The organism is Iamia sp., assembly GCF_035575815.1.
Classification (GTDB): Bacteria; Actinomycetota; Acidimicrobiia; order Acidimicrobiales; family Iamiaceae; genus Iamia.
The window spans coordinates 42,055-66,937 of sequence record NZ_DATLXO010000147.1 but is presented as its reverse complement, the minus strand read 5'-3'; the positions used below and the strand labels follow the sequence as shown (position 1 = coordinate 66,937).

24 protein-coding genes, 1 tRNA gene and 1 pseudogene are annotated in these 24,883 nt (G+C 73.3%); 17 read left to right on the top strand and 9 right to left on the bottom strand.

Going from position 1 to position 24,883, the window contains the following annotated elements:
* Window positions 1-118 precede the first annotated feature (118 nt).
* On the top strand, window positions 119-883 hold the full coding sequence (gene larB, locus VNL12_RS15570) for a nickel pincer cofactor biosynthesis protein LarB (RefSeq protein WP_325595860.1): 765 nt from the start codon (window positions 119-121) through the stop codon (window positions 881-883).
* Complete coding sequence (gene larC, locus VNL12_RS15565) at window positions 876-2,087, top strand: nickel pincer cofactor biosynthesis protein LarC (RefSeq protein WP_325595859.1); 1,212 nt, start codon at window positions 876-878, stop codon at window positions 2,085-2,087. The genes larB and larC overlap by 8 nt, the downstream gene beginning before the upstream one ends.
* Before the next feature lie 109 nt (window positions 2,088-2,196).
* Here larC and VNL12_RS15560 read toward each other — a convergent pair whose 3' ends face one another.
* Together VNL12_RS15560 and VNL12_RS15555 are read right to left on the bottom strand one after the other, a co-directional pair.
* Window positions 2,197-2,454 (bottom strand): DUF5522 domain-containing protein, encoded by a 258-nt coding sequence (locus VNL12_RS15560; RefSeq protein ID WP_325595858.1) that lies wholly within the window; start codon window positions 2,452-2,454, stop codon window positions 2,197-2,199.
* A 75-nt stretch (window positions 2,455-2,529) separates the two neighbouring features.
* Window positions 2,530-3,771 (bottom strand): class I SAM-dependent RNA methyltransferase, encoded by a 1,242-nt coding sequence (locus VNL12_RS15555; RefSeq protein ID WP_325595857.1) that lies wholly within the window; start codon window positions 3,769-3,771, stop codon window positions 2,530-2,532.
* A gap of 105 nt (window positions 3,772-3,876) precedes the next feature.
* Here VNL12_RS15555 and VNL12_RS15550 point away from each other — a divergent pair, with 105 nt between their 5' ends.
* Together VNL12_RS15550 and VNL12_RS15545 are read left to right on the top strand one after the other, a co-directional pair.
* Entirely contained in the window at window positions 3,877-4,158 is a 282-nt protein-coding gene (locus tag VNL12_RS15550) for a hypothetical protein (RefSeq protein WP_325595856.1), read from the top strand.
* Window positions 4,155-4,769 carry a hypothetical protein gene (locus VNL12_RS15545; RefSeq protein WP_325595855.1) on the top strand — a complete coding sequence of 205 codons (615 nt, stop codon included), beginning with the start codon at window positions 4,155-4,157 and terminating at the stop codon, window positions 4,767-4,769. Before VNL12_RS15550 ends, VNL12_RS15545 begins: the two co-directional genes overlap by 4 nt.
* Window positions 4,770-4,801: 32 nt before the next feature.
* Here VNL12_RS15545 and VNL12_RS15540 read toward each other — a convergent pair whose 3' ends face one another.
* Window positions 4,802-5,413 carry an ATP-dependent Clp protease proteolytic subunit gene (locus VNL12_RS15540; protein ID WP_325595854.1) on the bottom strand — a complete coding sequence of 204 codons (612 nt, stop codon included), beginning with the start codon at window positions 5,411-5,413 and terminating at the stop codon, window positions 4,802-4,804.
* 124 nt (window positions 5,414-5,537) lie between these two features.
* On the opposite strand from VNL12_RS15540, the gene VNL12_RS15535 reads away from it, so the two are divergent.
* Window positions 5,538-5,611, top strand: a tRNA-Leu gene (locus VNL12_RS15535).
* Window positions 5,612-5,759: 148 nt separating this feature from the next.
* Here VNL12_RS15535 and VNL12_RS15530 read toward each other — a convergent pair.
* Both VNL12_RS15530 and VNL12_RS21275 read right to left on the bottom strand, forming a co-directional pair.
* Window positions 5,760-7,058 (bottom strand): citrate/2-methylcitrate synthase, encoded by a 1,299-nt coding sequence (locus tag VNL12_RS15530; RefSeq protein WP_414654910.1) that lies wholly within the window; start codon window positions 7,056-7,058, stop codon window positions 5,760-5,762.
* 54 nt (window positions 7,059-7,112) lie between these two features.
* Window positions 7,113-7,250, bottom strand: a pseudogene (locus tag VNL12_RS21275) (CBS domain-containing protein); the annotation flags it as partial.
* Between the two features lie 75 nt (window positions 7,251-7,325).
* Here VNL12_RS21275 and VNL12_RS15525 point away from each other — a divergent pair.
* The gene (locus VNL12_RS15525; RefSeq protein WP_325595852.1) at window positions 7,326-8,522 is read left to right on the top strand and encodes a citrate synthase; all 1,197 of its coding nucleotides are present in this window, start codon (window positions 7,326-7,328) and stop codon (window positions 8,520-8,522) included.
* 45 nt (window positions 8,523-8,567) lie between these two features.
* Here VNL12_RS15525 and VNL12_RS15520 read toward each other — a convergent pair whose 3' ends face one another.
* Window positions 8,568-9,173 carry a GNAT family N-acetyltransferase gene (locus VNL12_RS15520; RefSeq protein ID WP_325595851.1) on the bottom strand — a complete coding sequence of 202 codons (606 nt, stop codon included), beginning with the start codon at window positions 9,171-9,173 and terminating at the stop codon, window positions 8,568-8,570.
* A 264-nt stretch (window positions 9,174-9,437) separates the two neighbouring features.
* On the opposite strand from VNL12_RS15520, the gene VNL12_RS15515 reads away from it, so the two are divergent.
* The 3 genes from VNL12_RS15515 (at window position 9,438) to VNL12_RS15505 (ending at window position 11,897) form a co-directional block, all read left to right on the top strand.
* Window positions 9,438-10,139: a hypothetical protein gene (locus tag VNL12_RS15515; protein ID WP_325595850.1), complete on the top strand. Its 702-nt coding sequence runs from the start codon at window positions 9,438-9,440 to the stop codon at window positions 10,137-10,139.
* Window positions 10,140-10,381: 242 nt separating this feature from the next.
* On the top strand, window positions 10,382-10,984 hold the full coding sequence (locus tag VNL12_RS15510) for a hypothetical protein (RefSeq protein ID WP_325595849.1): 603 nt from the start codon (window positions 10,382-10,384) through the stop codon (window positions 10,982-10,984).
* Window positions 10,985-11,096: 112 nt separating this feature from the next.
* Window positions 11,097-11,897 carry an enoyl-CoA hydratase gene (locus VNL12_RS15505; RefSeq protein ID WP_325595848.1) on the top strand — a complete coding sequence of 267 codons (801 nt, stop codon included), beginning with the start codon at window positions 11,097-11,099 and terminating at the stop codon, window positions 11,895-11,897.
* A gap of 262 nt (window positions 11,898-12,159) precedes the next feature.
* On the opposite strand, the gene VNL12_RS15500 is transcribed toward VNL12_RS15505, so the two are convergent.
* Window positions 12,160-13,335 (bottom strand): ferritin-like domain-containing protein, encoded by a 1,176-nt coding sequence (locus tag VNL12_RS15500; protein WP_325595847.1) that lies wholly within the window; start codon window positions 13,333-13,335, stop codon window positions 12,160-12,162.
* 4 nt (window positions 13,336-13,339) lie between these two features.
* Window positions 13,340-14,170, bottom strand: coding sequence for a helix-turn-helix domain-containing protein (locus VNL12_RS15495; RefSeq protein ID WP_325595846.1), 831 nt, complete (start codon window positions 14,168-14,170; stop codon window positions 13,340-13,342).
* Between the two features lie 68 nt (window positions 14,171-14,238).
* On the opposite strand from VNL12_RS15495, the gene VNL12_RS15490 reads away from it, so the two are divergent.
* The 6 genes from VNL12_RS15490 (at window position 14,239) to VNL12_RS15465 (ending at window position 21,609) form a co-directional block, all read left to right on the top strand.
* The gene (locus VNL12_RS15490; RefSeq protein ID WP_325595845.1) at window positions 14,239-15,381 is read left to right on the top strand and encodes a BMP family ABC transporter substrate-binding protein; all 1,143 of its coding nucleotides are present in this window, start codon (window positions 14,239-14,241) and stop codon (window positions 15,379-15,381) included.
* A 96-nt stretch (window positions 15,382-15,477) separates the two neighbouring features.
* Window positions 15,478-17,142 carry an ABC transporter ATP-binding protein gene (locus VNL12_RS15485; RefSeq protein ID WP_325595844.1) on the top strand — a complete coding sequence of 555 codons (1,665 nt, stop codon included), beginning with the start codon at window positions 15,478-15,480 and terminating at the stop codon, window positions 17,140-17,142.
* Window positions 17,132-18,277, top strand: a complete 1,146-nt coding sequence (locus tag VNL12_RS15480; protein ID WP_325595843.1) for an ABC transporter permease — start codon at window positions 17,132-17,134, stop codon at window positions 18,275-18,277. Before VNL12_RS15485 ends, VNL12_RS15480 begins: the two co-directional genes overlap by 11 nt.
* A 31-nt stretch (window positions 18,278-18,308) precedes the next feature.
* Complete coding sequence (locus VNL12_RS15475) at window positions 18,309-19,904, top strand: ABC transporter permease (protein ID WP_325595842.1); 1,596 nt, start codon at window positions 18,309-18,311, stop codon at window positions 19,902-19,904.
* Window position 19,905: 1 nt separating this feature from the next.
* Window positions 19,906-20,331: a cytidine deaminase gene (locus tag VNL12_RS15470; protein ID WP_325595841.1), complete on the top strand. Its 426-nt coding sequence runs from the start codon at window positions 19,906-19,908 to the stop codon at window positions 20,329-20,331.
* A 3-nt stretch (window positions 20,332-20,334) separates the two neighbouring features.
* Window positions 20,335-21,609 (top strand): thymidine phosphorylase, encoded by a 1,275-nt coding sequence (locus VNL12_RS15465; RefSeq protein ID WP_325595840.1) that lies wholly within the window; start codon window positions 20,335-20,337, stop codon window positions 21,607-21,609.
* A gap of 143 nt (window positions 21,610-21,752) precedes the next feature.
* On the opposite strand, the gene VNL12_RS15460 is transcribed toward VNL12_RS15465, so the two are convergent.
* Window positions 21,753-22,625: a hypothetical protein gene (locus VNL12_RS15460; protein WP_325595839.1), complete on the bottom strand. Its 873-nt coding sequence runs from the start codon at window positions 22,623-22,625 to the stop codon at window positions 21,753-21,755.
* Window positions 22,626-22,808: 183 nt separating this feature from the next.
* Here VNL12_RS15460 and VNL12_RS15455 point away from each other — a divergent pair, with 183 nt between their 5' ends.
* Both VNL12_RS15455 and VNL12_RS15450 read left to right on the top strand, forming a co-directional pair.
* Complete coding sequence (locus VNL12_RS15455; protein ID WP_325595838.1) at window positions 22,809-23,687, top strand: phytanoyl-CoA dioxygenase family protein; 879 nt, start codon at window positions 22,809-22,811, stop codon at window positions 23,685-23,687.
* A gap of 82 nt (window positions 23,688-23,769) precedes the next feature.
* Complete coding sequence (locus VNL12_RS15450) at window positions 23,770-24,672, top strand: SMP-30/gluconolactonase/LRE family protein (RefSeq protein WP_325595837.1); 903 nt, start codon at window positions 23,770-23,772, stop codon at window positions 24,670-24,672.
* The last annotated feature ends 211 nt before the right edge of the window (window positions 24,673-24,883 follow it).

Below are 24,883 nucleotides of genomic sequence, written 5' to 3'. Positions count from 1 at the left end.
CATCCTCGACGGGGCGCGTTCCTCGGCGGCGGCCTCCCCCGAGGAACGAAGGAGGTCGCGAGGCCACCTCGCACGAACGGGTGTGTGCCGGCGTCGCCGGCGCGGCCAGGATGGCGCGGTGGACGAGCCCGCGCTGCGCGCCCTGGTGGACGGCATCGTCGCCGGCGACATCGACCCCGACGAGGCGGTGGGCCGGCTCCGGCGCCTGCCCTTCGCGGATCTTGGCTTCGCTCGGGTCGACCACCACCGCCTGCTGCGCACCCGTCTTCCCGAGGCCGTCTACGGGCCGGGCAAGACCCCGGCGCAGTGCGCCGCCCTCGTGAGCGAGCTGCTGGCCGGCGAGGGCGGACCGGTGCTGCTCACCCGGGCCGATGAGGCCCAGGTCGACGCCGTGCTCACCGCCCACCCGGGTGGCGTTGTGACCGGCGACCGCCACCGACTGGTGGCCTGGCGGCCCTCCCCGCCGGCGCCGGGGGCAGTGGTGGTCGTCAGCGCCGGCACCGCGGACCTGCCCGTCGCGGAGGAGTGCGCGGCCGCCCTCGCTGCGCTCGGCCACCCCCCGGCGCGCCTCACCGACGTGGGCGTGGCCGGCCTGCACCGCCTGCTCGCGGAGGGCCCGGCGGTCGTGGCCGCCGACGCCGTGGTCGTCGTCGCCGGCATGGAGGGGGCCTTGGCCAGTGTCGTGGGCGGGCTCACCGCGGCGCCGGTGGTCGCCGTCCCCACCAGCGTCGGCTACGGCGCCGCCCTCGAGGGCATCACCGCCCTCTTGGCCATGCTCTCCTCATGCGCGGCGGGCATCACCGTCGTCGGCATCGACAACGGGTACGGCGCAGCGTGCGCCGTCAGCCGCCTCCTCTCCCCCCTCGGTGCGTCGCGTGGCTGATGCGACCTGCGCCTGGTTCCACTGCTTCTCCGGCGTCGCCGGCGACATGGCCCTCGGCGCCCTCGTCGACGCAGGGGCCGACCTGGCCGAGGTCGAGGCCGTCGTACGCCGCCTGCCCATCGACGGCTGGACGCTGCGCGGCGAGCCGGTGCTCCGCGGCGGTGTGGCCGCCACCAAGGTCCACGTCGGCCTGGACGGTGACGACACCCACCACCGCGACTGGCGCACGATCCGAGCGCTGCTCGACGCCGCCGGCCTGCCGGTGCGGGTCCATGCCCGGGCCACCGCTACCTTCTCGCTCCTCGCCGCCGCCGAGGGGGCGCTGCACCGGACCCCGCCCGACGGCGTTTCCTTCCACGAGGTCGGCGCGCTCGACGCCCTCGTCGACGTCGTCGGCACCTGCGCCGCCCTCGAGGTGCTCGACGTCGACGAGGTCCGCTGCTCGGCGATCACCGTCGGGCGCGGTCGCGTCCACGCCGCTCACGGGGCCCTGCCCAACCCCGCACCGGCGGTGGTGCGCCTGTTGGCCGACGCCGGGGCGCCGGTGCAGGGCGTCGAGTCGCCCGTCGAGCTCACGACGCCCACCGGCGCAGCACTGATGGCGGCCCTGGCGACCGGGTTCGGGCCGCTGCCGTCGATGACGCTGCGGGCTTCGGGCTTCGGCGCCGGAAGCGCCGATCCGGACGGCACGGTGAACGCCACCCAGGTGGTGCTGGGCCGGGTCGCCTCGTCCACCGGCCCGGGCGGCGGCGGACTCGGTCAGCCCGTCGTGGTGCTCGAGACCAACGTCGACGACGTCACCGGGGAGGCCCTCGCCGATGCAGTGGCGGCCCTGCTCGCCGCCGGAGCCCTCGATGCCTGGATCACGCCGATCGTCATGAAGAAGGGGCGACCGGCCTACGTCGTCGCCGCCCTGGCCGACGTCTCCACCGCCCCGGCAGTGGCCGAGGCGCTGCGCGCCAGCACCGGCACCCTCGGGGTGCGGGCCGCCACCTACGAGCGCTGGCCCGCGGCCCGATCGAACGCCCTGGTGGACCTCGACGGCCACCCGGTGCGGATCAAGGTCTCACCGGTCCGCGCCAAGGCCGAGCACGACGACGTGGCCGCCGTGGCCCGGGCCACCGGCCGCCCCCCGCTCGAGGTGGCGGCCCGCGCCGAGGCCGCCTGGTGGGCGACAGCCCGGCCGCGACCCAGGACCTCTTGAAACTGCCACCGTGGTGTCGCCCAGGGGCGCACCACGGTGGCAGTTTCGCTCACCCCTCAGCTGACCAGTGTCGCGATGGTCGGTCCGCTGTGTTTCCTACCGGTCCCCGTCAACCCCGGCCGGCGAGGCCCACCCACGGGCAGTGGCGGCACCCTGACTCGCAGCACTCGCCCCGTGACGCCAGGGCGTCGGCGGTGAGCACCTGGTAGCCCGACACCGGGTCGGTGTACGTCGGCGCGCCGGCGTTGCAGGCCCGAGCGTGGCGGGCGAGGATCTCGGCCCGGCGCGGGTGATCGGGGGCCAGGCGGGCGGGGCTCGGCTGGGCGCGCCACGTCGGGCGCTTGGGGGCCGGGCCGGGCGGGGTCACCCTCACATCGTCCACCGCCCCCTCCCCGCCCCCCAACTCGCGCCCTCCCGACCGGAACCGGCACCGCTCGGCCTCTCAGGGACGGCGGAGGCGGGAGACCACCTCGACGTGGGAGGTCTGGGGGAACAGGTCGAGCACCGTGCTGGACTCCAGGGCGTAGCCGGCGGCACCGAGGAGTGAGACGTCGCGGCCGAGGGCTCCGGGGTCGCAGCTGACGAGCACCAGGGCCGAGGCTCCAGTGGCGACCACGCGCTCGACCCCGACGCGCCCGAGCCCGGCCCGGGGCGGGTCGGCGACGACCACGTCGGCCCGATCCGGGCGCCACCGCTCGATGGACGCCTTCACCACCGTGGCCGAGGTGTCCTCCAGGTTGCACCGTGCGTCGGCGACGGCGGAGCGGGACGGCTCGACGGCCACCACCGCATCCAGCCCCGTGCCGACCGTCCCTGCGAAGAGCCCGATCCCAGCGGCCAGGTCGACCATCGTCCGTGCGTCGGGGGCGAGGGTCCGCGCCGCGCCGCCGACGAGGTCGACGAGCACGTCGGCGCCGTCGGGCGACGCCTGGAGGAACGACCGGGCCGACACCCGCCAACGCCGCCCGGCCACCTCCTCGTGGATCCACGCGGCGCGCCCGGCGGCCAGCTCGTCGGCCCCCACGACCAGCACGTCGTCGGGCACGGCCACGCCCTCGGCGGTCGGTGAGACCAGCACCATGCGCTCGCCGGTGCGGGCCCCGACCCTGATGACCACCTCCTCGGCGGCGCCGAAGCGACCATCGCGGATCAGCTCCGCGGTGGCCGGGTGGGCGATGAGGCAGGAGTCGACCACCACTGCGTCGTGGGAGTGGCGGCGCCGGAAGCCGGCCCGGCCCCCCTCGACGAAGGCCCGGACGGTGGTGCGCGCCGCGGTCGTGGGCAGCTCGGGGCCGAGGCTGACCGGTGGGTCGACGAGGCCGCCGATGCGGGTCAGGGCGTCGCTCACCACCGCCATGCGGAGCTCGCGCTGTGTCACCTCGTCGACGTGTTGCCAGTCGCACCCGCCGCAGCCTCGGTCGACGTGCGGACAGGGGGGCTCCCGTCGGGCCGGGCTCGCTCGACGCACCTCCGTCAGGGCGGCGCGGGCGTGGCGGCGCCTGACCTCGGTGACCTCGGCCCGCACCCGCTCACCGGGCAGGGCGCCGGCGACGAAGACGACCCTGCCGTCGGGGGCTCGGCCCACACCCTCGCCCCCGCCGGCGATGCGGTCGACGTCGAGCTCCACCGACGCGCCCGGCGCCAGGTCGTCCTCACCCACGGGTGCGGGTCGGGGGCGGGCCACCCGGGGAAGGCTACGGCCCGTCCGCTCCGCCCCGGGATCCCGCCCGTGCCGGCCCCCGAGGCGCCGGCCTCGTCGGGCTGGAGGTGCCGCGTAGGGTGCGGGGCGATGAGCCCGCGCCTCGCCCCCCGCCCGGCGTCCATCGTGGAGCGCAAGGTGGTCCGGATCCGCACCGTGGTCTCGAGCGCCGGGCTCGACGTCGACATCGAGGTCGACGGCGGCATCGGCCCCGACACCATCGGCGGCGGCGGCGGCGGCGGCGCCGCGAAGGCCGGAGCCAACGTGCTGGTGGCCGGACGCGCCCTTCAACGCGACCCCGACGGGCTCGGCCACGCCGTGGCCGACCTGCGACCAGGAGCCGAGACGGCCCGCGCCGCGGTTGCGTCGTGAGGGCGGCGGCCGCCCGCCTCGCCCTCGCCGGCACCCTGCTGGCGGGCAGCTTCCTCGCTGCGTGCAGTGACGAAGGTGACAGCGAGGCCTTCTGCGATCGCATCGGCGACACGACACCGGTGGCCGAGGTCCTCGCCGAGCTCGACTCCAGCGACCCGGGCGGGTCCCGGCGGCGCCTCCAGCGGGGCATCGAGGAGTTCCAAGCCCTCGAGGCCGCGGCGCCCGGGGAGATCCGGGGCGACCTGGCCCGCCTGCGCCGCGGGGTCGAGCTGGTGCTCGAGGCCATCGAGGACAACCCCGACGACCTCCCCGCCGCCCGCGAGGCCATCACCGGGCGCCAAGACGAGCTCTCCGGGCTCTTCCAGGCCGGGGAACGGGTGGTGTCCTACGCCCGCGACGAGTGCGGCGTCAGCCTGGATGACCCCGACGGCACCGGCTCACCGGGCGGCACCGACACGACCGCCGGCGGATCCGAGCCCGACGGGACCGGCACCGGCGGCATCGACGGCACCGACGGCGAGGAGGTCGAGCCCGAGGGCACGGATCCGGACGCCACGACGGGCACCAGCCTCGACGAGGCCCCCGACTCCGACGGATCGGAGGGCGGCTGATCGACCCGGGACGCAGCCGCGCCCCGGCGTGATCAGGTGTCGGCCATCTCCTGGCGACGGCTGGTCACCTGGTCGATGATGCCGTAGTCCTTGGCCTCCTCGGCGGTGAACCAGCGGTCGCGCTCGGAGTCGGCCTCGACCTGATCGAGCGGCTGGCCGGTGTGCTCGGCGATGCGCTGGGCCATCAGCTTCTTCACGTAGAGGATCTGCTCGGCCTGGATCTGGATGTCGGACGCCTGGCCCTGGAAGCCACCCGAGGGCTGGTGCATCATCACCCGTGCGTGCGGCAGGGCGAAGCGCTTGCCGGGCTCGCCGGCGCAGAGCAGGAACTGGCCCATCGACGCGGCCAGGCCCATGCAGATGGTGCCGACGCCGGGGGTGATGAGCTGCATGGTGTCGTAGATGGCCATGCCTGCGGTGACCGACCCGCCGGGTGAGTTGATGTAGAGCCAGATGTCCTTGTCGGGATCCTCGCTCTCGAGGAACAGCAGCTGGGCCGTGATCAGGTTGGAGATGGTGTCGTTGACCTCGGAGCCGAGGAAGACGATGCGGTTCTTCAGCAGGCGGTTGAAGATCTCGCCCTGGGCGTCGAAGCTGCCGGGCGACTGGGCGACGGGGGGGACGGAGATCAGAGGCGGAGCCATGGGGGCCGAGGCTAGCGGCGGACCCCTCGAACCCGACGCCGACCCGGCCGGCCCCGCCGGTCACGCTCGTGCCGGCCACGCACCCTGCCCGACGGCACTCGCACCTCCTAACCTGGCGCCACCCGCCGGCGTACTCCAACTGGCAGAGAGACCGCGTTTAGGGCGCGGGCAGTGTGGGTTCGAACCCCACCGCCGGCACCGCGGGGCGACGACGTCCCCGCCTTGGCCGACCCTCTTCCCCGCCTCCCCCTCTCTCGGCACACTCGCTCCCGGGAGCGTGACGGGGCGGACCCGACCGGTCCGGGAACGGACCCGACGGGTCCGGCGGTGGGCCCCTCGGCCGGGGCTACCCGACGGCGATCGGGGGCACCGGCTGGGGTGGCGGCGGCCCGACGTAGCGGGCGCGGGGCCGGATGATCTTGGGGTCGACCGCCTGCTCGAGGACGTTGGCGCACCAGCCGACGACCCGGCCGGCGGCGAAGGTGGGGGTGAACATCTCCGGCGGGATCCCACAGCTCGCCATGACGACGCCGGCGTAGAACTCGACGTTGGCGTAGAGCTCACGGCCGGGCTTCATCTCGGCCAGGACCTCGACGACGGTCTTCTCGACGGCGACGGCCAGCTCGACCAGCGAGCCACCCAGGCCGATGGCGACGTCGCGCAACATGACCGAACGAGGGTCGTCGGTGCGATAGACGGCATGGCCGAAGCCCATGATGCGCTCGCCCGCCACGACCTTCCGGGTGACGACCTCGCGAGCCCGTTCCGGTGAGCCGATCTCGTTCACCAGGTCGAGGGCGCGGCTGGGCGCGCCGCCGTGGAGCGGTCCGCTCAGGGCCCCGACGGCGCCGACCACGCACGACCCCACATCCGCGCCGGTCGACGCGATGACCCGGGCAGTGAAGGTGGAGGCGTTGAACCCGTGGTCGATGGTCGAGATGAGGTAGCACTCGACCGCCGTGGTGGCGGCGGGGTCGGGGGCGACCCCGGTGAGCATCCACAGGTAGTTCGCCGCGTAGGGGAGGTCGGTGCGGGGCTCGATCACCGGGAGCCCCCGTCGGAGTCGGTGCAGGGCCGTCAGCACCGTGGGCGTGAGGGCGGAGAGAAAGAGGGCGTCGCGCCGGCGCGCCGCGGCGTCGAGGTCCAGAACCGGACGCAACCCGCGTTCGGAGGCCGCCATCGAGAGAGCGGTCCGGAGCCCCTCGAGCGGGGTGGAGGTGCGCGCCACGGCCGGCAGCACCTCGAGCACCGAGGGCGGAAGGGGGCGGAGCGGGTCGGTCTCGGCCCGGAAGGTGTCGCGCTCGACCCGGGTCGCGGGGAGCGAGCCGTCGATCAGCAGCCGCCACACGTCCTCGAAGGGGCGGTTGGTGGACAGGTCGATCGCCGAGTGCTGGCGGTAGTGGTAGAAGCCCTCGTTGCCGCGCACGTCGGAGACGGTGGTGTCGGCCACCACGACCCCCTTGAGGCCGCGGGGCACGTCGGCCGGGCCGATGGTGGCGAGCCGAGCCAGGTCGCGGAGCGAGACCACGCCGACGAGCTCGCCGTCCCGGGTCACCGGCATGTGGCGGTAGCCCCGCTCGCGCAGCGTCGAGAGGGCGGCGGCGAGGTCGAGGTCAGTGGGCACCGTGTCGACGGGTGAGGTCATGGCGTCCTGCACGGTGAGGCCGGCGAGGTCGCCGTGCGTCGCGGCGACGCGGAGCACGTCGCGCTCGGTGACGATGCCCACGGGGTGTTGCTCCTTGAGCACGACGACCGAGCCGATGCGGTGCTCGTGCATGCGCCTCACTGCCTCGGTGAGCGGTTCGGAGGACCCCGCAGTGATCGGGGGTGCCGTCATGATGGACTCGACCGTTGTCATGGCCGCAGCATCCGCCCCGTCGCCGAGACAGTCAACGTTGATTATCATCAGGTCATGGCAACGATGACGGCCCCCGAGGTGGCGAGTCGGCTCGGGGTCAAGCTCGAGACGGTCTACGCCTACGTGAGCCGAGGCGCGCTCGGCCGCGTGCGGTCACCGGGCTCGCGGGCCAGCCTCTTCGATGCGGACGAGGTTGAGGCCCTCGCTCGTCGCGGCCGGCCCCGCCGCACGACGCGGTCGGCCGCTCTCGACTTCGTCATCGAGACGCGCCTCACCTCCATCGATGCCCACGGGCTCCGCTACCGCGGCCACGACGTCGCCGGGCTGGCCCAGACCGCCTCCTTCGAACAGGTCGCCGAGCTGCTCTGGACCGGCACCCTCCCCGATCGCTGGCGACCGTGGGACCCGGTGGAGCCGGCCGTCTCTGATGTCGGGGGCATTCGGGACCGGTTGCGGCTGGCGGTCGCGCTGGCTGCCGCCGGTGACCCCCTGCGCGCCGACCTGCGCCGAGCCGCGGTCGCCCGGACGGGCGAGGAGCTGATCGGGGCGATGGTCGGCGCGCTCGCCATCCGGGGCGACGGTCGGACCCCACGGCTCACCGTGCCCGACGGGGCCGAGCCGCGCCGCGGCACCATCGCCGGAAGGCTCTGGACCCGGCTCGCGCCCGCCCGCCCCCGGCCCGGCATGCTCGGTGCCCTGAACGCGGCGCTGGTCCTGCTCGCCGACCACGAGCTGGCGGTGTCCACCCTCGCGGCCCGCGTCGCGGCCTCGGCCCGAGCCGACCCCTACGCGGTGGTGCTCGCCGGCCTGGGCCCGCTGTCGGGCCCGCTGCACGGCGGGGCCGGGCGCATGGCCCGCGACGTGCTCGACGCGGCGGCGGTCGAGGGGCCGGGACCGGCTCTGGCCCACGCCCTCGAGATCTACGGGGCCTACCCGGGGTTCGGGCAGCCGCTCTACCCCGACGGCGACCCCCGCGCCCGGGTTCTCCTCGACCTGGTGCGGGGCGCGGCCGGTGGCAGCCGGGCCCTCGCGGTCGCCGAGAGCGTCCTCTCCACCGCCCAACGACGGGTCCACGTCGAGCCCAACATCGACTTCGCCCTCGCCGTGCTCGGCTCTGTCGCCTCGATGCCACCGGACACCAGCGAGGCGATCTTCACCATCGCCCGCTCTGCCGGCTGGCTCGCCCACGCCATCGAGGAGTACCACGAGGCGCCGCTGCGGTTCCGCCCCCGGGCCGTCTACATCGGATGACCATGCACGGACTCGGCATCGCCGGGGATGAGGGGGCGCCGGCAGTCAGGCCGAGGGCATCTCCTCACCGGCGTCGAAGGTCCGAGCCATGGGCCCCGACGGCCGGGCGAGGCTGTAGAGCGCGTGTCGCCGCAGGCGGTGCCCCGGCGGAAGAGCCGGGTGGTCGAAGTCATCGTCGGGGTCGTGGGTCATGCCGAGCTTCTCCATCACGCGCTGCGAGGGGACGTTGACCACCGCGGTGAACGACACGATCTCAGCCCGCCCCAGACGCTCGAAGCCGTCGGCGAGCGCGGCCCGGGCGGCCTCGCTGGCGTAGCCCTCACCCCAGTGCTCGCGGGCCAGGCGGTAGCCGATCTCCACCGCAGGGGTGAAGGACGCATTGAAGGTGGCCGGCCAGAGCCCGACGAAGCCGGCGAAGGCGCCCGTGGCGCCGACCTCCACCGCCCACAGCCCGTACTCCTCGCGCCCGAAGGTCTCCTCGATGCGCGCCACCATGGCGTCGCTCTGCTCCCTGGTGAGCGGCGCCGGGAAGTGCTCCATCACGACCGGGTCGGCGTTGAGCGCGGCGAAGGGCTCCAGGTCGGCATCCCGCCACCGCCGCAGGCGCAGCCGACCGGTGCGCAGCTCCTCGGGGACCACGACGGTGAGCATGCCACCGGCCAGACGCCGCCGACAGAGGCGTTCTTGCGCCGAGATGTCGCGCTCCGCACCGAGATCGGGCGCAGGAACGGCCCTTGAACGTCGGTCGACCACCGGGCCCGGCCGCCACGGCCCTTCTTGCGCCGAGATGCCGCGCTCTGCGCCGCGGTCGGGCGCAGGAACGGTCTACGGACGTCAACGGCGGGATCGGGCGGACCTCCCACGGGGGCGTGCCCGGGCGACCCCTACACTCCGGCCCATGCGGCGGTCGACCCGATGAGCGCGGACGCACCGGGCGCGACGCCCGAGGCGGCCACGCTGACCCTCGCGGACGACCCCGATGCGTGGGCCTTGGCCGGGTTCACCGTCGATCCCGACGGCACGTGCCGGCTGGGCGGGGTCCGCCTGGTGCTGGCGGGGCCCGATGCGGGCCGCGGCGTCACCGCCTGGGCGATCCGCGGTCTGCCCCCTGAAGCCGCGCCCGACCTCGACGGCCTCCCCACCCACGCCACCGCCGAGGGGCCCGTCGACCCCGCCTGCCACCCGAGCTCGGCGGTGGCGGTCGACCACATCGTCCTGCTGACCGACGACATCGACCGCACGGTTGCCGCCGCGGCCGGCGTCGGGCTCGCCCCCCGCCGGTGGCGCGACCACGCCACGCCCGAGGGCACACCGGTGCGCCAGGTGTTCTACCGCGTCGGCGAGGTCGTGCTCGAGGTCGTCGCCCCCCGCGACCGGCCCGCCCGACCCCGGCCGGGAGTGCGCTCGTTCGGCCTGGCCCTCGTCGCCACCGACATCTCCGCGGCGCGCTCCGTGCTGGGTGACGGCCTCGGCCCCGAGCGCCCGGCGGTGCAGGCGGGGCGCAGCATCGCGACGGTGCGGCATCGCGCCCTCGGGCTGCGCACCCCCGTCGCGCTGATGAGCCCCCGCCCACCCCGCCGACCCACCCCTCCCCAGCCCCCAACCCCGAACTGGTAGCCGAATCGGGGGCTCCAGCCCCCAGATCCCTTACCACGACCGGCCCTCCCGGCCCCCAACCCCGAACTGGTAGGCGAATCGGGGGCTCCGGCCCCCAGATCCGTGACCACGTCGGGCGCGGGTTCGGACCAGCCGACAGCCGAGGCGGGGCTCGGATCACGGTGGCCTAGGGTCGCTCCGGTGTGCACCTTCCCTGCCCCCGCCGGTCGCCGGGCCCGGTTCGCCACCTGCGGTCGCGCCTGATGCTCGACCACGTCTTCACCGACGCCATCGGTGCGCTGCGAGACGCCATGGAGTCCGCCTTCCTCGAGCGCCAGGCCTTCGAGGAACGCTTCCAGGCCGACGTCCTGCTCGGTGACCTGACCTGGGAGACGTCCTACAGCCTCCCGGGCGAGGGGAACCCACCCCGCACCCGGGCCGACATCACCCTCGACTGGCCGACGTGGGCGCAGACCGCGTACCGCTCCTGGTACATCGGCGAGGAGCTCGACGAGCCGCCGCGCATCGAGATCGAGATCGTGATGCGGGTGCAGCGCCTGGCGACGCTGCCCAAGGTGACCGCCATCCTCGACGTGCTCCCCGAGGAGTCCACCACCATCGGCGAGGAGACCCTGCAGCGCTCGAGCCCGACGGTCGAAACCGTCTTCGACGCAGAGCTCGAACCCGACGAGTACGCCGTCGAGGTGTCCTACGAGGGCTCCTATGACCTCGAGGAGGAGGTGCTGGCCGACGGCTCGGTGCTCGACTCGCACTTCTCGTCGATGGGCGGCTGGATCGCCTCGACCCTCGTCCGTCTCGGCGACATCAAGCTCGACTACCTCCCGCCCGGCGACGAGGACAGCTGACCCTCCGCCTCGGCGCCCGGTCGACGACGGCCCCGTCGCCGCCCGCCCGACCACCCCCTCTTGGCACTCCGGTCGAGGCCCGGCACCACGGGCAGGACCTAGGGTCGGGCCCATGTCCGATGTCGTGATCGTCGAGGTGGCCGACGGCGTCGCCACCATCACCCTCAACCGTCCCGAGGCCCGCAACGCGCTCTCGATGGAGCTGTTGCGAGCCCTGCCCAGGGCGGTGGCCGAGGCCGATGCCGACCCGTCGGTCGCCGTCCTGGTCCTCACCGGGGCCGATCCCGCCTTCTGCGCCGGGCTCGACCTGCGCGAGGTCGGTCAGGGCGACGGGGGGCCGCTGCGGGCGAGCGGGGCCACCGGTGGCACCGACGACGCGGCGCGCGCCCGTCGGGGCCCGATGCCGGGGCGCACCAAGCCCCTCATCGGCGCCGTCAACGGGGCCGCGGTCACCGGCGGGCTCGAGGTGGCGCTGGCCTGCGACTGGCTCGTCGCGTCGGATCGGGCCCGCTTCGCCGACACCCACGCCCGGGTCGGCATCCAGCCCGGCTGGGGCCTCACCGTGCTGCTCCCCCAGGCCGTCGGCCTGCGCCGGGCCCGGCAGATGAGCGCCACCGGCAACTTCGTCGACGCCGAGACGGCGCTGCGGTGGGGGCTGGTCAACCAGGTCGTCGACCACGACGAGCTGGTGCCCGTCGCCCAGCAGCTCGCTCGCGACGTTGCGTCGAACGACGCGGCCGCGGTGGGACAGATCTTCGCCACCTACGCCGAGGGCTCCGAGCTCACCGCAGCCGAGGCGTGGGCCGTTGAGGCCCGGGTGGCCGCCGAGTGGCAGGGCTCGGCGTTCGATCCCTCCGAGGTCGCCCGCCGGCGCCAGGCCATCACCGAGCGCGGCCGCTCCCAGCAGGTCTGAACCAGCGGGGCGTCGCCCAGCTCCAACGGTCGGTACCGGCCCGCCCTCATGCATCGCGCTGCGTCGAACCTTGCACGCTTGGACGCTTCCTGGGCGGTCAAGCGTCCAAAGCTCGCATCAGGGCCGGGTCAGGCTGTCTCCTCAGCCGGCGGCGTCGCGGTCCTTGCTGACCTCGTCGAGGAGCCCCTCGGACCGGCGCAGCCGGTCCGAGCAACAGGCACGTCTCCGACGGAGGACGAGCTCGAGACCCCGACGAGTCCGGTCAGCTGCCGGTCGCGGCGTCGCGGTCCTTGCTGACCTCGTCGAGGAGCTCGTACTCCTCACCGGTGTCGACCCAGTCCTCGAACTGGCTGACACCGAGGGTGTCGAAGCGCTTGCGGAGCCAGCCGTCGTTGGCGTCGAGCAGGCCCAGCTTCTTGCAGTTGGGGACGATCTTGGAGAACAGCAGCTGCTGGAACGGGTCCTTGTTCTTCTCCTCGGCCGAGACGTCGAACATCTTCACGGCCTCCTTCACGTCGATGCCCATGCGGGCCCAGACCTCCTGCTGCAAGAAGCGGTCGCGCATGCGCACCGCGGCCTCGAACGCGAACTCCTGGCGCTCGAGCATCTCGGCGTCAGTGAGCCCGTCGTAGAACTCCTTGAGCGACAGCACGCCGAAGGCCACGTGGCGGGCTTCGTCGCCCATCACGTAGCGGAGGAGCTGCTTGAGCAGCGGGTCGGGGGTGGTCTGGTGGGCCATGCCGAAGGCGGCGAGGGCCAGGCCCTCGACCATGATCTGCATGCCGAGGTAGGTCATGTCCCACCGGCTGTCGTTGATGATGTCGTCGAGCAGCATCTTCAGGTGGGCGTTGATCGGGTAGTGCCCGTTCAGCTTGGTGTCGAGGTACTTGGCGAAGACCTCGACGTGGCGGGCCTCGTCCATCACCTGAGTGGCGGCGTAGTACTTGGCGTCGATCCACGGCACCGTCTCGACGATCTTGGCGGTGCAGAGCAGGGCGCCCTGCTCGCCGTGCATGAACTGTGACAACGACCAGTTCTGGCTCTCCATCGACAGCGCGGTCCACTCCTTGTCGCCCCAGCTGGCGAACGGGGTGCCGGCAAGCGAGATGCCCTTCTCGGCCAGCCCGGCCCGGCGCATCTCCGAGACGGCCTGGGCGAACTTCTCCTGGTCGACCTCGATCGACCAGTCGAGGTCGGTCTCGCCGTTCCACTGCGAGTGCTTGGCCTTCTCGTAGAGCTTGTTGAGCGCGGGGCGGGCGCCCTTCTCGTAGTCCCACGTGAAGATGGCATCGGCGTTGTCGCTGACCGTGTGGATGGCCTCGGTGACATCGGTGTTGGCGACCGAGATGATGGCTTCGAGGTCGTTGACCTCGCCGCGGCCGAGGATCTCGGCGTCGCGGTCGCGGGCCGCGCTGGAGGGGGTCGGGGTGGTGGCCATGGCTTCAGGGCTCCTGGGTGGTGGTGAGGGGACTGGATGTCGTCGGATCCGCGACGGACGGATCCGCGGTGGGCGGATCCGCGAGGGCCGAGATGAGGTGGGCGATGAGCTGCTCCCACGGCGCTGCTGCGGGCATGGGCAGCTCGACAGCGTCGAGCAACAAGAAGCCGAAGCCGAGGGCGTGGCAGAAGATCACGAGGGCGTCGGTGTCGAGCTCGGTGCCGATGCCGCGTCCCTCCTTGGCCGCCTCGATGACGGCGCGCAGCCGCTCCTGGCGCTCGAGCACGCGGCCGCGGATCAACGCCCCGACGGCCGGGTCGCGCCGCGCCGCGACGAAGGCCTCGATCAACAGCGCGCTGCCCGGCCCGGCGTCGGCCGAGCGCTGTACGAGGTGGCTCCCGGCGATGGCCAGCACATCCTCGGCCCGACCCTGGAAGCGGTGATCGGCGAAGAGCGAGTCGAGCTCGTCGGTGGTGTGGGCGTCGAGGGCGGCGACGAGCAGCTCGGCCTTGCCGGCGTGGCGGCTGTAGATGGCCCCCGTCGTGACCCCGGCGCGCCGGGCGATCTCGGCCACCCCGGCCCGGTCGTATCCCCGTTCGGCGAACACCTCGGCGGCGGCGCCGAGCAGCCGGACGCCCAGCGGGTCGGCCGGCGCGCCGGGATCGATGACGGTCGGAACAGGGTTCGGGAGGCTGGGAGCACTGGTGGCGATGGACCGATAATAACGGTTGTTATCGACCAGGACAAGCCCGGCGGTGCGTCGCTCCGGTGGCGGGCCAGTTGGTGGCCCGGACTCGGTCAGCCAGCGCGAGGGGCGAGCGGTAGTGTTCCGCATCGCTCCCACCCGGGAGGCCACTCCATCCCGTGCGCGGGACCAGGGGACACACCACAAGGAGACAAGCAGTGCGCCTATGCAGCAGATGGTTCCGGTTCGCAGCCCTGCTCGCCGTGCTCGGGCTGTTCATCGCCGCCTGCAGCACCGAGGACGACGAGGACGCGTCGACGGACTCCGGGAACGGGGAGGACACCGAGCAGGGGTCAAACGGAGAGCCAGCCACCTGCCAGGGCGAGACCGGCGACGAGCCCTCCGCGGAGGCCGTCGGCGGTGCGGAGGCTGACGGATCGGGACTCCGGATCGGCATGGTCCTCGACGTGGGTGGCGTCGACGACGACTCGTTCAACGAGGCCGCCAACCTCGGCCTCGAGACGGCCGCCGAGGACTTCGGCGTCGACGTCCAGCTCCTCGAGCCCAACGAGGACGGGTCCAACCGTGGCGACCTGCTGCGCTCGCTGGCCGAGGACGACTACGACCTCGTCATCGGCGTCGGGTTCCTCTTCACCGACTCGATGGCTCCGCTGGCCGAGCAGTTCCCCGACGTGAGCTTCGCCATCATCGACTCGGTCATCGAGGCCGAGAACGTCTCCTCACTGGTGTTCGCCGCCGAGCAGGGCTCGTTCCTGGTCGGCGCGGCGGCAGCACTGAAGAGCGGCACGGGTCAGATCGGCTTCATCGGTGGGCAGAACGGTGAGCTGATCCAGACCTTCCAGGCCGGCTTCGAGGCCGGCGTGGCCGAGATCGACCCCGACGCCGAGGTCGAGGTCACCTACCTGTCCGAGCCGCCCGATGCCAGCGGCTTCGCCGACCCGGCCTCGGCCAAGACCGTCGCCGACGGCATGTACTCCGACGGCATCGACGTGATCTACCACGCCGCCGGCGGGTCCGGCACCGGCCTCTTCGAGTCGGCGACGGCCGAGGATCGCCTCGCCATCGGCGTCGACTCCGACCAGTACCAGCAGGTCGACGAGGGCACCCAGCCCTGCATCCTCACATCCATGCTCAAGCGCGTCGACCAGGCCGTCTACAGCACCATCGAGAGCGCGGTGAACGACGAGCTCGCCGGCGGCGTGCAGAGCTTCGACCTCGAGAGCGGTGGCATCGACTACGCCCTCGACGGCGGTCAGCTCGACGACATCGAGGACCAGCTCGAAGAGCTCAAGCAGCAGATCATCGACGGTGAGATCGAGGTGCCGACCGCCCCGGAGTGATCGTCCGCTGATCACCTCGCGGCCTCTCCGGGCCGCACGACGCCGGACGGGGGACGGGACCTCGGTCCCGGGCCCCGTCCGCCCCAGGAGGACCCGTTGGCCGCAACGCCAGTCGCCGGCGCCACCTCGCCGGTCAGGAGCGGGGACCGCCCCGCCCCCGCCGTTCAGCTGCACGGCATCACCAAGCGGTTCCCCGGCGTCGTGGCCAACCGCGACGTCACCCTCCGCGTCGATGCCGGCACCATCCACGCCGTGGTCGGCGAGAACGGGGCCGGCAAGTCGACGCTCATGAAGATCCTCTACGGGATGCAGCGCCCCGACGAGGGCACCATCAGCGTCGACGGCGCCGTGGTCGGCTTCCGCCGGCCCACCGACGCCATCAAGGCCGGCATCGGCATGGTCCACCAGCACTTCATGCTGGCCGACAACCTCACCGTCCTCGAGAACATCGTGCTCGGGGCCGAGCCCAGCATCCCCGTGCTGCTCGGCACCCGCGCCGCCCGGCGCCGCATCGTCGCGCTGGGCCGCACCTACGGCCTGGCCGTCGACCCCGACGCCCTCGTCGAGGACCTCGGCGTCGGCGACCGCCAGCGCATCGAGATCCTGAAGGTCCTCTACCGGGGCGCCCGGGTGCTGATCCTCGACGAGCCGACAGCCGTGCTGGTGCCCCAAGAGGTCGACGAGCTCTTCCGCAACCTGCGCGAGCTCAAGCGCGAGGGGCTCACCGTCTTGTTCATCTCTCACAAGCTCGACGAGGTGCTCTCGGTGGCCGATGCCATCACCGTCATCCGGGGCGGCACCACCGTGACGACCGTCGCGCCCGACGAGGTGAGCGCCCGCGACCTGGCCAACCTCATGGTCGGACACGAGCTGCCCACCCCCGAGACCCGTGAGTCCACCGTCACCGACATCGTCGAGCTCTCGCTCCGCGGGGTTCGCGTGGCCGGCGCCGGGGCCCGACCGGCGCTCGGTGACATCGACCTCGACATCCGCCGCGGGGAGATCGTCGGCGTGGCCGGAGTGGATGGCAACGGCCAGAGCGAGCTCATCGCCGCGGTGATGGGGCTCGTCGACCTCGAGCGCGGATCGGTCCACGTCGGCGACGACGACATCAGCGGGTGGACCACCCGCCACCGGCGCGAGCAGGGCGTGGCCTGCGTGCCCGAAGACCGCCAGCGCGACGGGCTGCTGCTCGACGCCCCGCTCTGGGAGAACGTCGCCCTCGGCCAGCAGACCCGCAGCCCGTTCGTGAAGGGCCACTTCATCGACCGCCCGGGGGCGCGCCGTCGCACCGAGGAGGTCATTCAGGCCTACGGCGTGCGCACCCCGAACGCAGACGTGCGGGCCGGCGCCCTCTCCGGCGGGAACCAGCAGAAGCTGATCATGGGCCGCGAGCTCACCTCGGACCCTCGGGTGCTGGTGGCCGCCCACCCGACCCGTGGGGTCGACGTCGGGGCGCAGGCCGCCATCTGGGAGGAGCTTCGCCACGCCCGCTCCGCCGGACTCGCCGTGCTGCTGATCTCGGCGGACCTCGACGAGCTCATCGGCCTGTCCGACACGCTGGTCGTCCTCTACGGGGGCCGCATGGTCGTCCGACTCGACCCGGGGACCACCACCATCGACGACCTCGGCTGCCACATGACCGGCACCGATCCCGATGACCGGCCCGAGGTCGCAGGTCCTGAGCCACTCGCGGGCCCCGCGCCGACGGAGGGCTCCCACACCGACGGGATCCCTCCGAGGAGTCCCGATGAGATCTGATCGCCTGGTGCTCGGCCTGGCGGCGCCGCTCCTGGCCATCGTGTTGGCGTTGGGCGTCTCGACCTTGGTGCTGGCCCTGACCGGCAACTCGCCGGTCGACGTGTTCCGGCTGCTCGGCGGACAGCTCACCCGGAGCGGGGAGCTGATCAAGACGCTGAACCGGGCCGCTCCCTACTACATCTCGGGCGTGGCCGTGGCCGTCGGCTTCAAGATGAACCTGTTCAACATCGGCGTCGAGGGCCAGTACCGCCTCGCCGGGGTGGTCGCCGCGGCCGCGGGCGCCGGCCTGCCTCTGCCCGGTCCGCTGCGCCTCGTCGCCATCCTGGCCGCAGCCATCCTCGTCGGCGCCACCTGGGCTGGCATCGCCGGGGTGCTGCGGGCCTACCGGGGTGTGAGCGAGGTGATCTCGACGATCATGCTCAACGCCATCGCCCTCGGGCTCACCCCGTTCATGCTCACCCGCTGGTTCCAGGAGCAGAAGGCCGAGGGCACCGTCGACTTCTCGATCCGCACCAGGGACATCCCCTCCGGCGGGCGGTTGCCCGACCTCGACGTCCTCGTGCCCGGCGGTGTGAGCGGCGGCGTGCACCTCAACGCCTTCATCCTGATCGCCGCCGTCGTGGGGGTCGGTTACTGGCTCCTGATCTGGCGCAGCCGCTTCGGGTTCGACCTGCGGGCGTCGGGTTCCAACCCGCACGCGGCGCGCGCCTCGGGCGTGGACGCCAAGCGCATGACCGTCATGGCCATGGCCATCTCGGGCGGGGCTGCGGGTCTCGTCGGCCTGTCGACCATCGTCGGCAGCGCCCCTCACCGCTACACCGACGAGAGCTTCCTCGCCGGCCTGGGCTTCACCGGCATCGCCATCGCCCTGCTCGGCCGCAACAACCCTGTGGGCATCGCCTTGGGAGCGCTCCTGTGGGCGTTCATGGACATCGCCCGCACACCGATGTCGCGCGCCAACCTGCCCCGGGAGATCACCACCATCATGCAGGGCATCTTGATCCTCTCGGTGGTCGTGGCCTACCAGGTGGTGCAGCGGATCGGACAGCGTCGAGAAGCGGCCTCCATCGCCCGGGAGATCGACCCCGAACCTCCGCCGGCCCCGGACCGGGCCCCGGCGGGAGCACCGGCATGAGCCTCGCGATCCGCTCCGAGCGTCGTGCCCGATGGGTGAGCTCGTGACGATCATCGATCCCGACACCACCGCGGCCACCGTCACCGGGGCCCCCGCGACGCGCGCCACGCGGCGTGACCCGCTCAGCCGGCTGCCCTCGTCGGTGCGCTTCGCGGTCTACGGCTCACTCCTCGTCCTGGTCCTCACCACCGCCGAGCAGCTGACCGACCAGAGCCGACTCACCTCGACCAACACCTGGTCCTCCGCGCTCCAGCTCACGATGCCCATCGCCCTCGCCGGCCTCGGAGGGCTGTGGGCCGAGCGGGCCGGCGTGGTCAACATCGGCCTCGAGGGCATGATGATCCTCGGCACCTGGGTCGGCGCCTGGGGGTGCATCGAGTTCGGGCCGTGGGCCGGGGTGGCCCTCGGCGTCCTCGGCGGGGCGCTCGGCGGCCTGCTCCACGCCATCGCCACCGTCGGCTTCGGCGTCGACCACATCGTGTCGGGTGTGGCCATCAACATCCTGGGCGCCGGCGCTACCCAGTTCCTCAACCTCGAGGCGTTCGACTCCACCAACCAGTCACCGACGATCCCCAGCAACGTGGGGCGGATCCGCATCCCGGGTCTCAACGACCTCGTCGGCGGCGTCACCGGCAACCTCACCGACAGCTCGGTGCTGGTGTGGCTCGCAGTCACCGTGGGGCTGCTCGTCGTGGTCGTGCTGCGCTTCCACCCAGCCGTCCAGGCCGAGGGCGACACCGCGCCCACCGCAGAGGCCACCGAGGCCGACCCCTCCGACGCCGACACCGACACCGCCACCGGCCGGCCGGGGCGCCCGAGCCGCCCGAGCCGCGGGGGGCTCCCACCGGTGGTCGCCTCGGCGGCCCGACCGCTGCTGCTCTGGGCTCTCGGCATCGTGGTCGGTCTCTGCCTGATCGAGCTGGCCCCGTACCTCGACGAGCAGGAGCGCTTCCTCATCTCCGAGCTGGGACGCATCATCGAAGGCCTCACCGACGACCTGTCCTTGGTCGTGGTCCTCGGCGTGCTGGCGTTCCCGGTGAGCGCGTTCGTGCTGTGGCGCACCAAGTTCGGGCTCCGCCTGCGCTCGGTCGGGGAGGACCCTGTGGCGGCCGAGACGCTCGGCGTCAACGTGTACCTCATGAAGTGCGTCGCGGTGATCACCTCCGGGGCCATGGCCGGCCTGGGCGGGGTCACCCTCGTCTACGTCTTCGCCCAGAAGTTCCAGACCGGACAGACCAACGGGCGGGGCTACATCGGCCTGGCCGCCATGATCTTCGGCAACTGGCGGCCGGGGGGCCTCGCCCTCGGCGCCGGGCTCTTCGGCTTCACCGACGCCCTCAGCCTGCAGAGCGGCGAGACCACCCGCGCCCTGCTCGTAGTCGTGGCCCTGGGCTCGATCCTGATGGTCGCACGGGCGCTGGTCACCGGCCGGTGGAAGCCGGCAGCGGTCGCTGTCGTCGCCGGCGTGGCGTCCTACGGCTGGTTCCGCGCGGTCGACGAGCTGCCCGGCGAGATCGTCGTCTTCCTCCCCCACCTGACCACGCTGCTGGTGCTGACCTTCGCCTCCCAACGGCTGCGACCGCCGGCGGCCGACGGCCAGCGCTACCGGCGCGGCGAGTCGGGCTGAGATGGCCGACACCGAGGTGCCGTGGGAACGGCTCCGGGCCGAGGCACGCGCCATGGCGGAGCGCGCCTACGCGCCGTACTCCGGGGTCCGCGTTGGCGCCGCCGCCCTGGTCGACGACGGGCGGATCGTCGCCGGCTGCAACGTCGAGAACGCCAGCATCGGGCTCACCACCTGCGCCGAGAACGGGGTGGCCTCGGCGCTGGCGGCCACCGGTGGCGGGCGCCTCGTCGCCCTTGCGGTCGTGGCCGGCGACGGCGACCACCTGGCGCCCTGCGGCCGGTGCCGCCAGGTGCTCTCCGAGTTCGCCCGTCCCGACCTGGTGATCGACGCCGGCGACGCCACCGTCACCCTCGGCGAGCTGCTGCCGGGGGCCTTCGGGCCCGACGACCTGGTGACCCGCCGCGACCCCTCCCCCCCGGTGGGCTGAGCGGTGGCCACCGACATCCTCGACGTGCTGCGCACCAAGCGCGACGGCGGCACCCTCACCGACGAACAGATCCACTTCGCCCTGAGCGGCTTCACCGCCGGCACCGTCGCCGATGAGCAGATGGCCGCGCTGTGCATGGCCATTCTGTTCCGGGGCCTCTCCCCCACCGAGCTCTCGACGTGGACCCAGGTCATGCTCGACTCGGGCAGCACCCTCGACCTGGCGGCGGTGGGCCGACCCACCGTCGACAAGCACTCCACCGGCGGGGTGGGCGACAAGGTGTCGATGATCCTCGTCCCGCTCGTCGCCGCCTGCGGCGCGGCGGTGCCCCAGCTCGCGGGCCGGGGGCTCGGACACACCGGCGGCACCCTCGACAAGCTCGGGGCCATCGCCGGCTGGTCGCCGCAGCTCTCACCGGCCGACATGGTGTCCGCCCTGCGCGACGTCGGGGGCGTGATCTGCGGAGCGGGCGACGACCTCGCCCCCGCCGACCGGCGCCTCTACGCCCTCCGCGACGTCACCGCGACGGTCGAGGCGATCCCCCTCATCGCCTCGTCGATCATGAGCAAGAAGATCGCGTCAGGCACCCGAGCCCTGGTGCTCGACGTCAAGGTCGGATCGGGGGCGTTCCTGCCCGAGGTCGACCGGGCCCGGGCGTTGGCGGCGACGATGGTCGGCCTCGGGCGCGACCACGGGGTCGACACCGTCGCCCTGCTCACCGACATGGAGACGCCGCTCGGGCGGGCCTGCGGCAACGCGCTGGAGGTCACCGAGTCGATCGAGGTGCTCCAGGGCGGCGGCCCGGCCGACGTGCGGGAGGTCACCCTCGCCCTCGCCCGCGAGATGGTGGCCCTGGCCGGCCTCGACGCGGACCCCGCCGAGGTCCTCGACTCGGGTCGGGCCATGGATGTGTTCGACGCCATGGTCCGGGTGCAGGGCGGCGACCCCGAGGCGCCACTGCCGGCCGCGTCCGACGTGGTCGAGCTGGCGGCAACTGCCACCGGCCACCTGCGCCGCCTCGACGCTCGGGCCGTGGGCATCGCCGCCTGGCGCCTCGGCGCGGGGCGGGCCCGCAAGGAGGATCCGGTCAGCGCCTCGGCCGGCATCGTCTGTCGGGCCAAGCCGGGCGACCGGGTGATTGCGGGCCAGGTCGTGCTCGAGCTGCACGTCGATGACCCCGACCGGGTCGAGGGGGCCATCGCTGCCCTGGAGGGCGCCATCGAGGTGGGCGACACGCCCGCCGAGCCCCGGCCCCTGGTCCTCGACCGCATCACCTGACCTGCCGGTGAGCCGCCCGCACCCGGACGGCCGCTCCACCGAGTCGCCTCCGTTCTGGGCGCGCCAGTCACGCTGGAGGCCGAATCCAGTACCCAGAAGGGGTGAGCCGGTCAGCCGGTCGACCCGCCGGGCCGGTCTTGCGGTCAGCTGAGCAGACCGGCTGGGAGGTCGGCCACCACGAAGTAGGGCTCGAGCGCCTCGCACTCAACCCGCCCGTTCACCTCGTCGGCCTGACGCAGGACGGCGGTGACCTCGCCGCCGGCGGTGACCACCAGCTCGGCGGTCGCCGCCTCGCAGCCCCCGACCACGAAGGCCAGGCGCTGCGATCTCTCGGGGACAGGAGGGAGTCCGAGGTCCTCGACCGACAGGGCGACGTCGAGGCCGGCCAGGAGCCGCTCGAGGTCCCGGTCGCTGTCGACCTCCAGGACCGACGGCTCGACGTCGCCGCCGAGGCGCTCGACCGCGTGCACCGTGCCCGGCCCGACGGGCGCCGACGCCGGCTCCCCGTCGACGGTCACGTCCTCGGGGACCTCCGTGCGGGCCACGGCCACGACGGCCACGGTGGTGATGGCCCGGGCGCAGACCACGTCGGGGTCTTCCTCCAACCCCGTCGGGACGAGGCGCAGGTCCCTTCCGTCGCGGCGCAGCTCGACCCCGTCGGGTGCGAAGCACCCACTGCTCACCACGCCGCCGACGAACAGCCGACCATCGCCGTCGCCCCCGTCGAGCTCGGTGACCAGCTCATCGACGGTCTCGGAGGCTCCGTCCTGGCCACCCAGGAAGCGTCCGGCGAAGGCCCGCAGGTCGACCGCGTCGACGATGAGCCCCGGCCCGGCACCCTCGGGGTCGCCATCGGAGCCCTCGGCGAGCAGCTCCACCTCGCCCGGCACGACCTCACCCTCGGAGCCAGGGGGCGGGGCGGTGTCGACCGCCGTCGGCGGGGCGTCGTCGCCGCAGGCGGCCACGACCACCACCAGCACGGCGAGCACGGCCAGGACGGGACGGGTGCGGTACATGGTGGATCCGACGGTACGCGCGATGACCCGGTTCCCGACCGGATCCGGGGTCGGCTCCCCCCTCGGCGCCGCGCTTGTGTCACGCCGGCGCCCGCCCTCGGCCGTCGAGGCGACGGGAGCAGGGCCCGACGTTCGCCCGTGGCCCGGGTGACGACCTGGCCGCGCCGCCATAGCCTCGCGCCGGTGAGCACCACCACGCCGCCTCCGCCCCTCACCGCCGACGACATCGCCGCCTGGGAGCGCGACGGATACCTGGTGGTGCCCGGGGCCGTGTCGCCCGCCGCCTGTCGCGAGCTCATGACCCGCGCCGCGGAGATCGTGGAGGAGGCCGCCGGCGACCCGGTGTCGGTGTTCTCCACCCACGAGCAGACCCGTGCCTCCGATGAGTGGTTCCTCTCCTCCGGCAGCCAGGTGCGCTGCTTCTTCGAGGAGGAGGCCTTCGCCCCCGACGGCGAGCTGGCCGTTCCCCTCGAGCGCTCGATCAACAAGATCGGCCACGCCCAACACGATCTCGACGACGCGTACGACCGCTTCGCCCGGGCCCCGGTGATGGCTGAGGTCACCGCCGGCCTGGGCGTGGCCGAGCCTCTCCTGGTGCAGTCGATGCACATCTTCAAGCAGCCCCACATCGGCGGTGAGGTCGGATGCCACCAGGACGCCACGTTCCTGTTCACCGACCCGCTGTCGGTCATCGGGCTGTGGGTCGCCCTCGAGGACGCCACGCTCGACAACGGCTGCCTGTGGACCGGGCCCGGCGGGCACCGGGGGCCGCTGCGGCGCCGCTTCGCACGAGCCGGGGCCACCGACGCCGACGGCACCCGCTTCGTCGACCTCGACGCCGCCGCCCTCCCCGCCCCCGGACCGGGCGGGCCGCTCGTCCCGCTGGAGGTCGAAGCCGGCACTCTCGTCGCCCTCCACGGCCGGCTACCCCACTGGTCGGGCCCCAACCGCTCGCCGCGTTCGCGCCAGGCCTACTCGCTCCACGTCATCGACGGCACCGCCACCTACCCAGACGACAACTGGCTCCAACGCGACCGAGCCCTACCGTTCCGAGGCTTCTGAGGCTCGAGGCTGAGCCCGGGCCGGCCCCGGCGCGGTCGATGCCAACCAGCGAGCGGGCGACGCCGGTCATAGGGTCACCGCCATGAGCGAACGCACCCTTTCCCCCCTGTCCGGCGGCGGCTGCTTCTTCGAGGGCCCCCGGTGGCACGACGGCCGCTGGTGGGTGTCGGACTTCTACCGCCACGGCATCTTCACCCTCAGCCCTGACGGCACCGAGACCCAGATCGCCGAAGTACCGGGCCAGCCGTCGGGCCTCGGCTGGCTGCCCGACGGCACCCTGCTGGCGGTGTCGATGAAGGACAACCAGGTGCTGCGCGTCGCCGTCGACGGCAGCACCGAGGTCCACGCCGAGCTCGGCGACCAGGTGCAGGGCCCGAGCAACGACATGGTGGTGAGCGCCTCGGGCGTCGCCTACGTGGGCAGCTTCGGCTTCGACCTCATGGCCGGCGCCGACCCCCGGCCGTCGCCGATCTACGGAGTCTCGCCGGAGGGAGAGGTCACGGTGGCGGCCGAGGACCTTTCCTTCCCGAACGGCTCGGTGATCACCCCCGACGGCTCGACCCTGATCGTGGGCGAGACGATGGGCTGTCGCTACACGGCGTTCACCATCGACGCCGACGGGTCCCTGTCGGACCGCCGGATCTGGGGCCAGATGGCTCCTACCCCGCCCATCGGCAGCTTCGCCGAGACCCTCGGCGCCGTCACCGTCGGCCCCGACGGCTGCACCCTCGACGCCGAGGGCCACATCTGGGCCGCGGACGCCATCGGCGCCCGGCTCATCCGCATCGCGCCAGGAGGCGAGATCGTCGAGGAGATCGCCGCGCCCGAGGGCCAGGGCGTCTTCGCCTGCATGCTCGGCGGCGACGACGGCCACACCCTCCTGGCCTGCGTGGCGCCCGACTTCTTCGAACACGCCCGCCGTGAGGTCCGCGAGGCCTCGCTGGCGACCGTCACCGTCGACGTGCCCCACGCCGGGCTCCCCTGACAACCGTCGGCGCGGTTTCGGGCTCCAGTGGTCGGATAGCAGGTGTCGCTTCGCCACGAACCGACCGGTGGGTCGATCAGCATCCGGGGCGCCCAGCTCGGCCTGACGCCCCCGACTTGAGCCACCCCGAGCGCCACGCCCCGAACTGGTAAGCGACCTGGGGGCGGGAGCGCCCGGTCCCGTGACCAGTCCGGGCTCAGCGGCCAACTGG

Bases quoted from the DNA above. Each gene is read 5' to 3' on its own strand.
- VNL12_RS15550 (WP_325595856.1), top strand. From the start codon at position 3,877: ATGAGCCCGCGCCTCGCCCCCCGCCCGGCGTCCATCGTGGAGCGCAAG.
- VNL12_RS15540 (WP_325595854.1), bottom strand. From the start codon at position 5,413: ATGGCTCCGCCTCTGATCTCCGTCCCCCCCGTCGCCCAGTCGCCCGGC.
- VNL12_RS15530 (WP_414654910.1), bottom strand. From the start codon at position 7,058: ATGACCTCACCCGTCGACACGGTGCCCACTGACCTCGACCTCGCCGCC.
- VNL12_RS15525 (WP_325595852.1), top strand. From the start codon at position 7,326: ATGGCAACGATGACGGCCCCCGAGGTGGCGAGTCGGCTCGGGGTCAAG.
- VNL12_RS15520 (WP_325595851.1), bottom strand. From the start codon at position 9,173: ATGCTCACCGTCGTGGTCCCCGAGGAGCTGCGCACCGGTCGGCTGCGC.
- VNL12_RS15515 (WP_325595850.1), top strand. From the start codon at position 9,438: ATGAGCGCGGACGCACCGGGCGCGACGCCCGAGGCGGCCACGCTGACC.
- VNL12_RS15510 (WP_325595849.1), top strand. From the start codon at position 10,382: ATGCTCGACCACGTCTTCACCGACGCCATCGGTGCGCTGCGAGACGCC.
- VNL12_RS15505 (WP_325595848.1), top strand. From the start codon at position 11,097: ATGTCCGATGTCGTGATCGTCGAGGTGGCCGACGGCGTCGCCACCATC.
- VNL12_RS15500 (WP_325595847.1), bottom strand. From the start codon at position 13,335: ATGGCCACCACCCCGACCCCCTCCAGCGCGGCCCGCGACCGCGACGCC.
- VNL12_RS15495 (WP_325595846.1), bottom strand. From the start codon at position 14,170: ATGCGGAACACTACCGCTCGCCCCTCGCGCTGGCTGACCGAGTCCGGG.
- VNL12_RS15480 (WP_325595843.1), top strand. From the start codon at position 17,132: ATGAGATCTGATCGCCTGGTGCTCGGCCTGGCGGCGCCGCTCCTGGCC.
- VNL12_RS15475 (WP_325595842.1), top strand. From the start codon at position 18,309: ATGGGTGAGCTCGTGACGATCATCGATCCCGACACCACCGCGGCCACC.
- VNL12_RS15470 (WP_325595841.1), top strand. From the start codon at position 19,906: ATGGCCGACACCGAGGTGCCGTGGGAACGGCTCCGGGCCGAGGCACGC.
- VNL12_RS15460 (WP_325595839.1), bottom strand. From the start codon at position 22,625: ATGTACCGCACCCGTCCCGTCCTGGCCGTGCTCGCCGTGCTGGTGGTG.
- VNL12_RS15450 (WP_325595837.1), top strand. From the start codon at position 23,770: ATGAGCGAACGCACCCTTTCCCCCCTGTCCGGCGGCGGCTGCTTCTTC.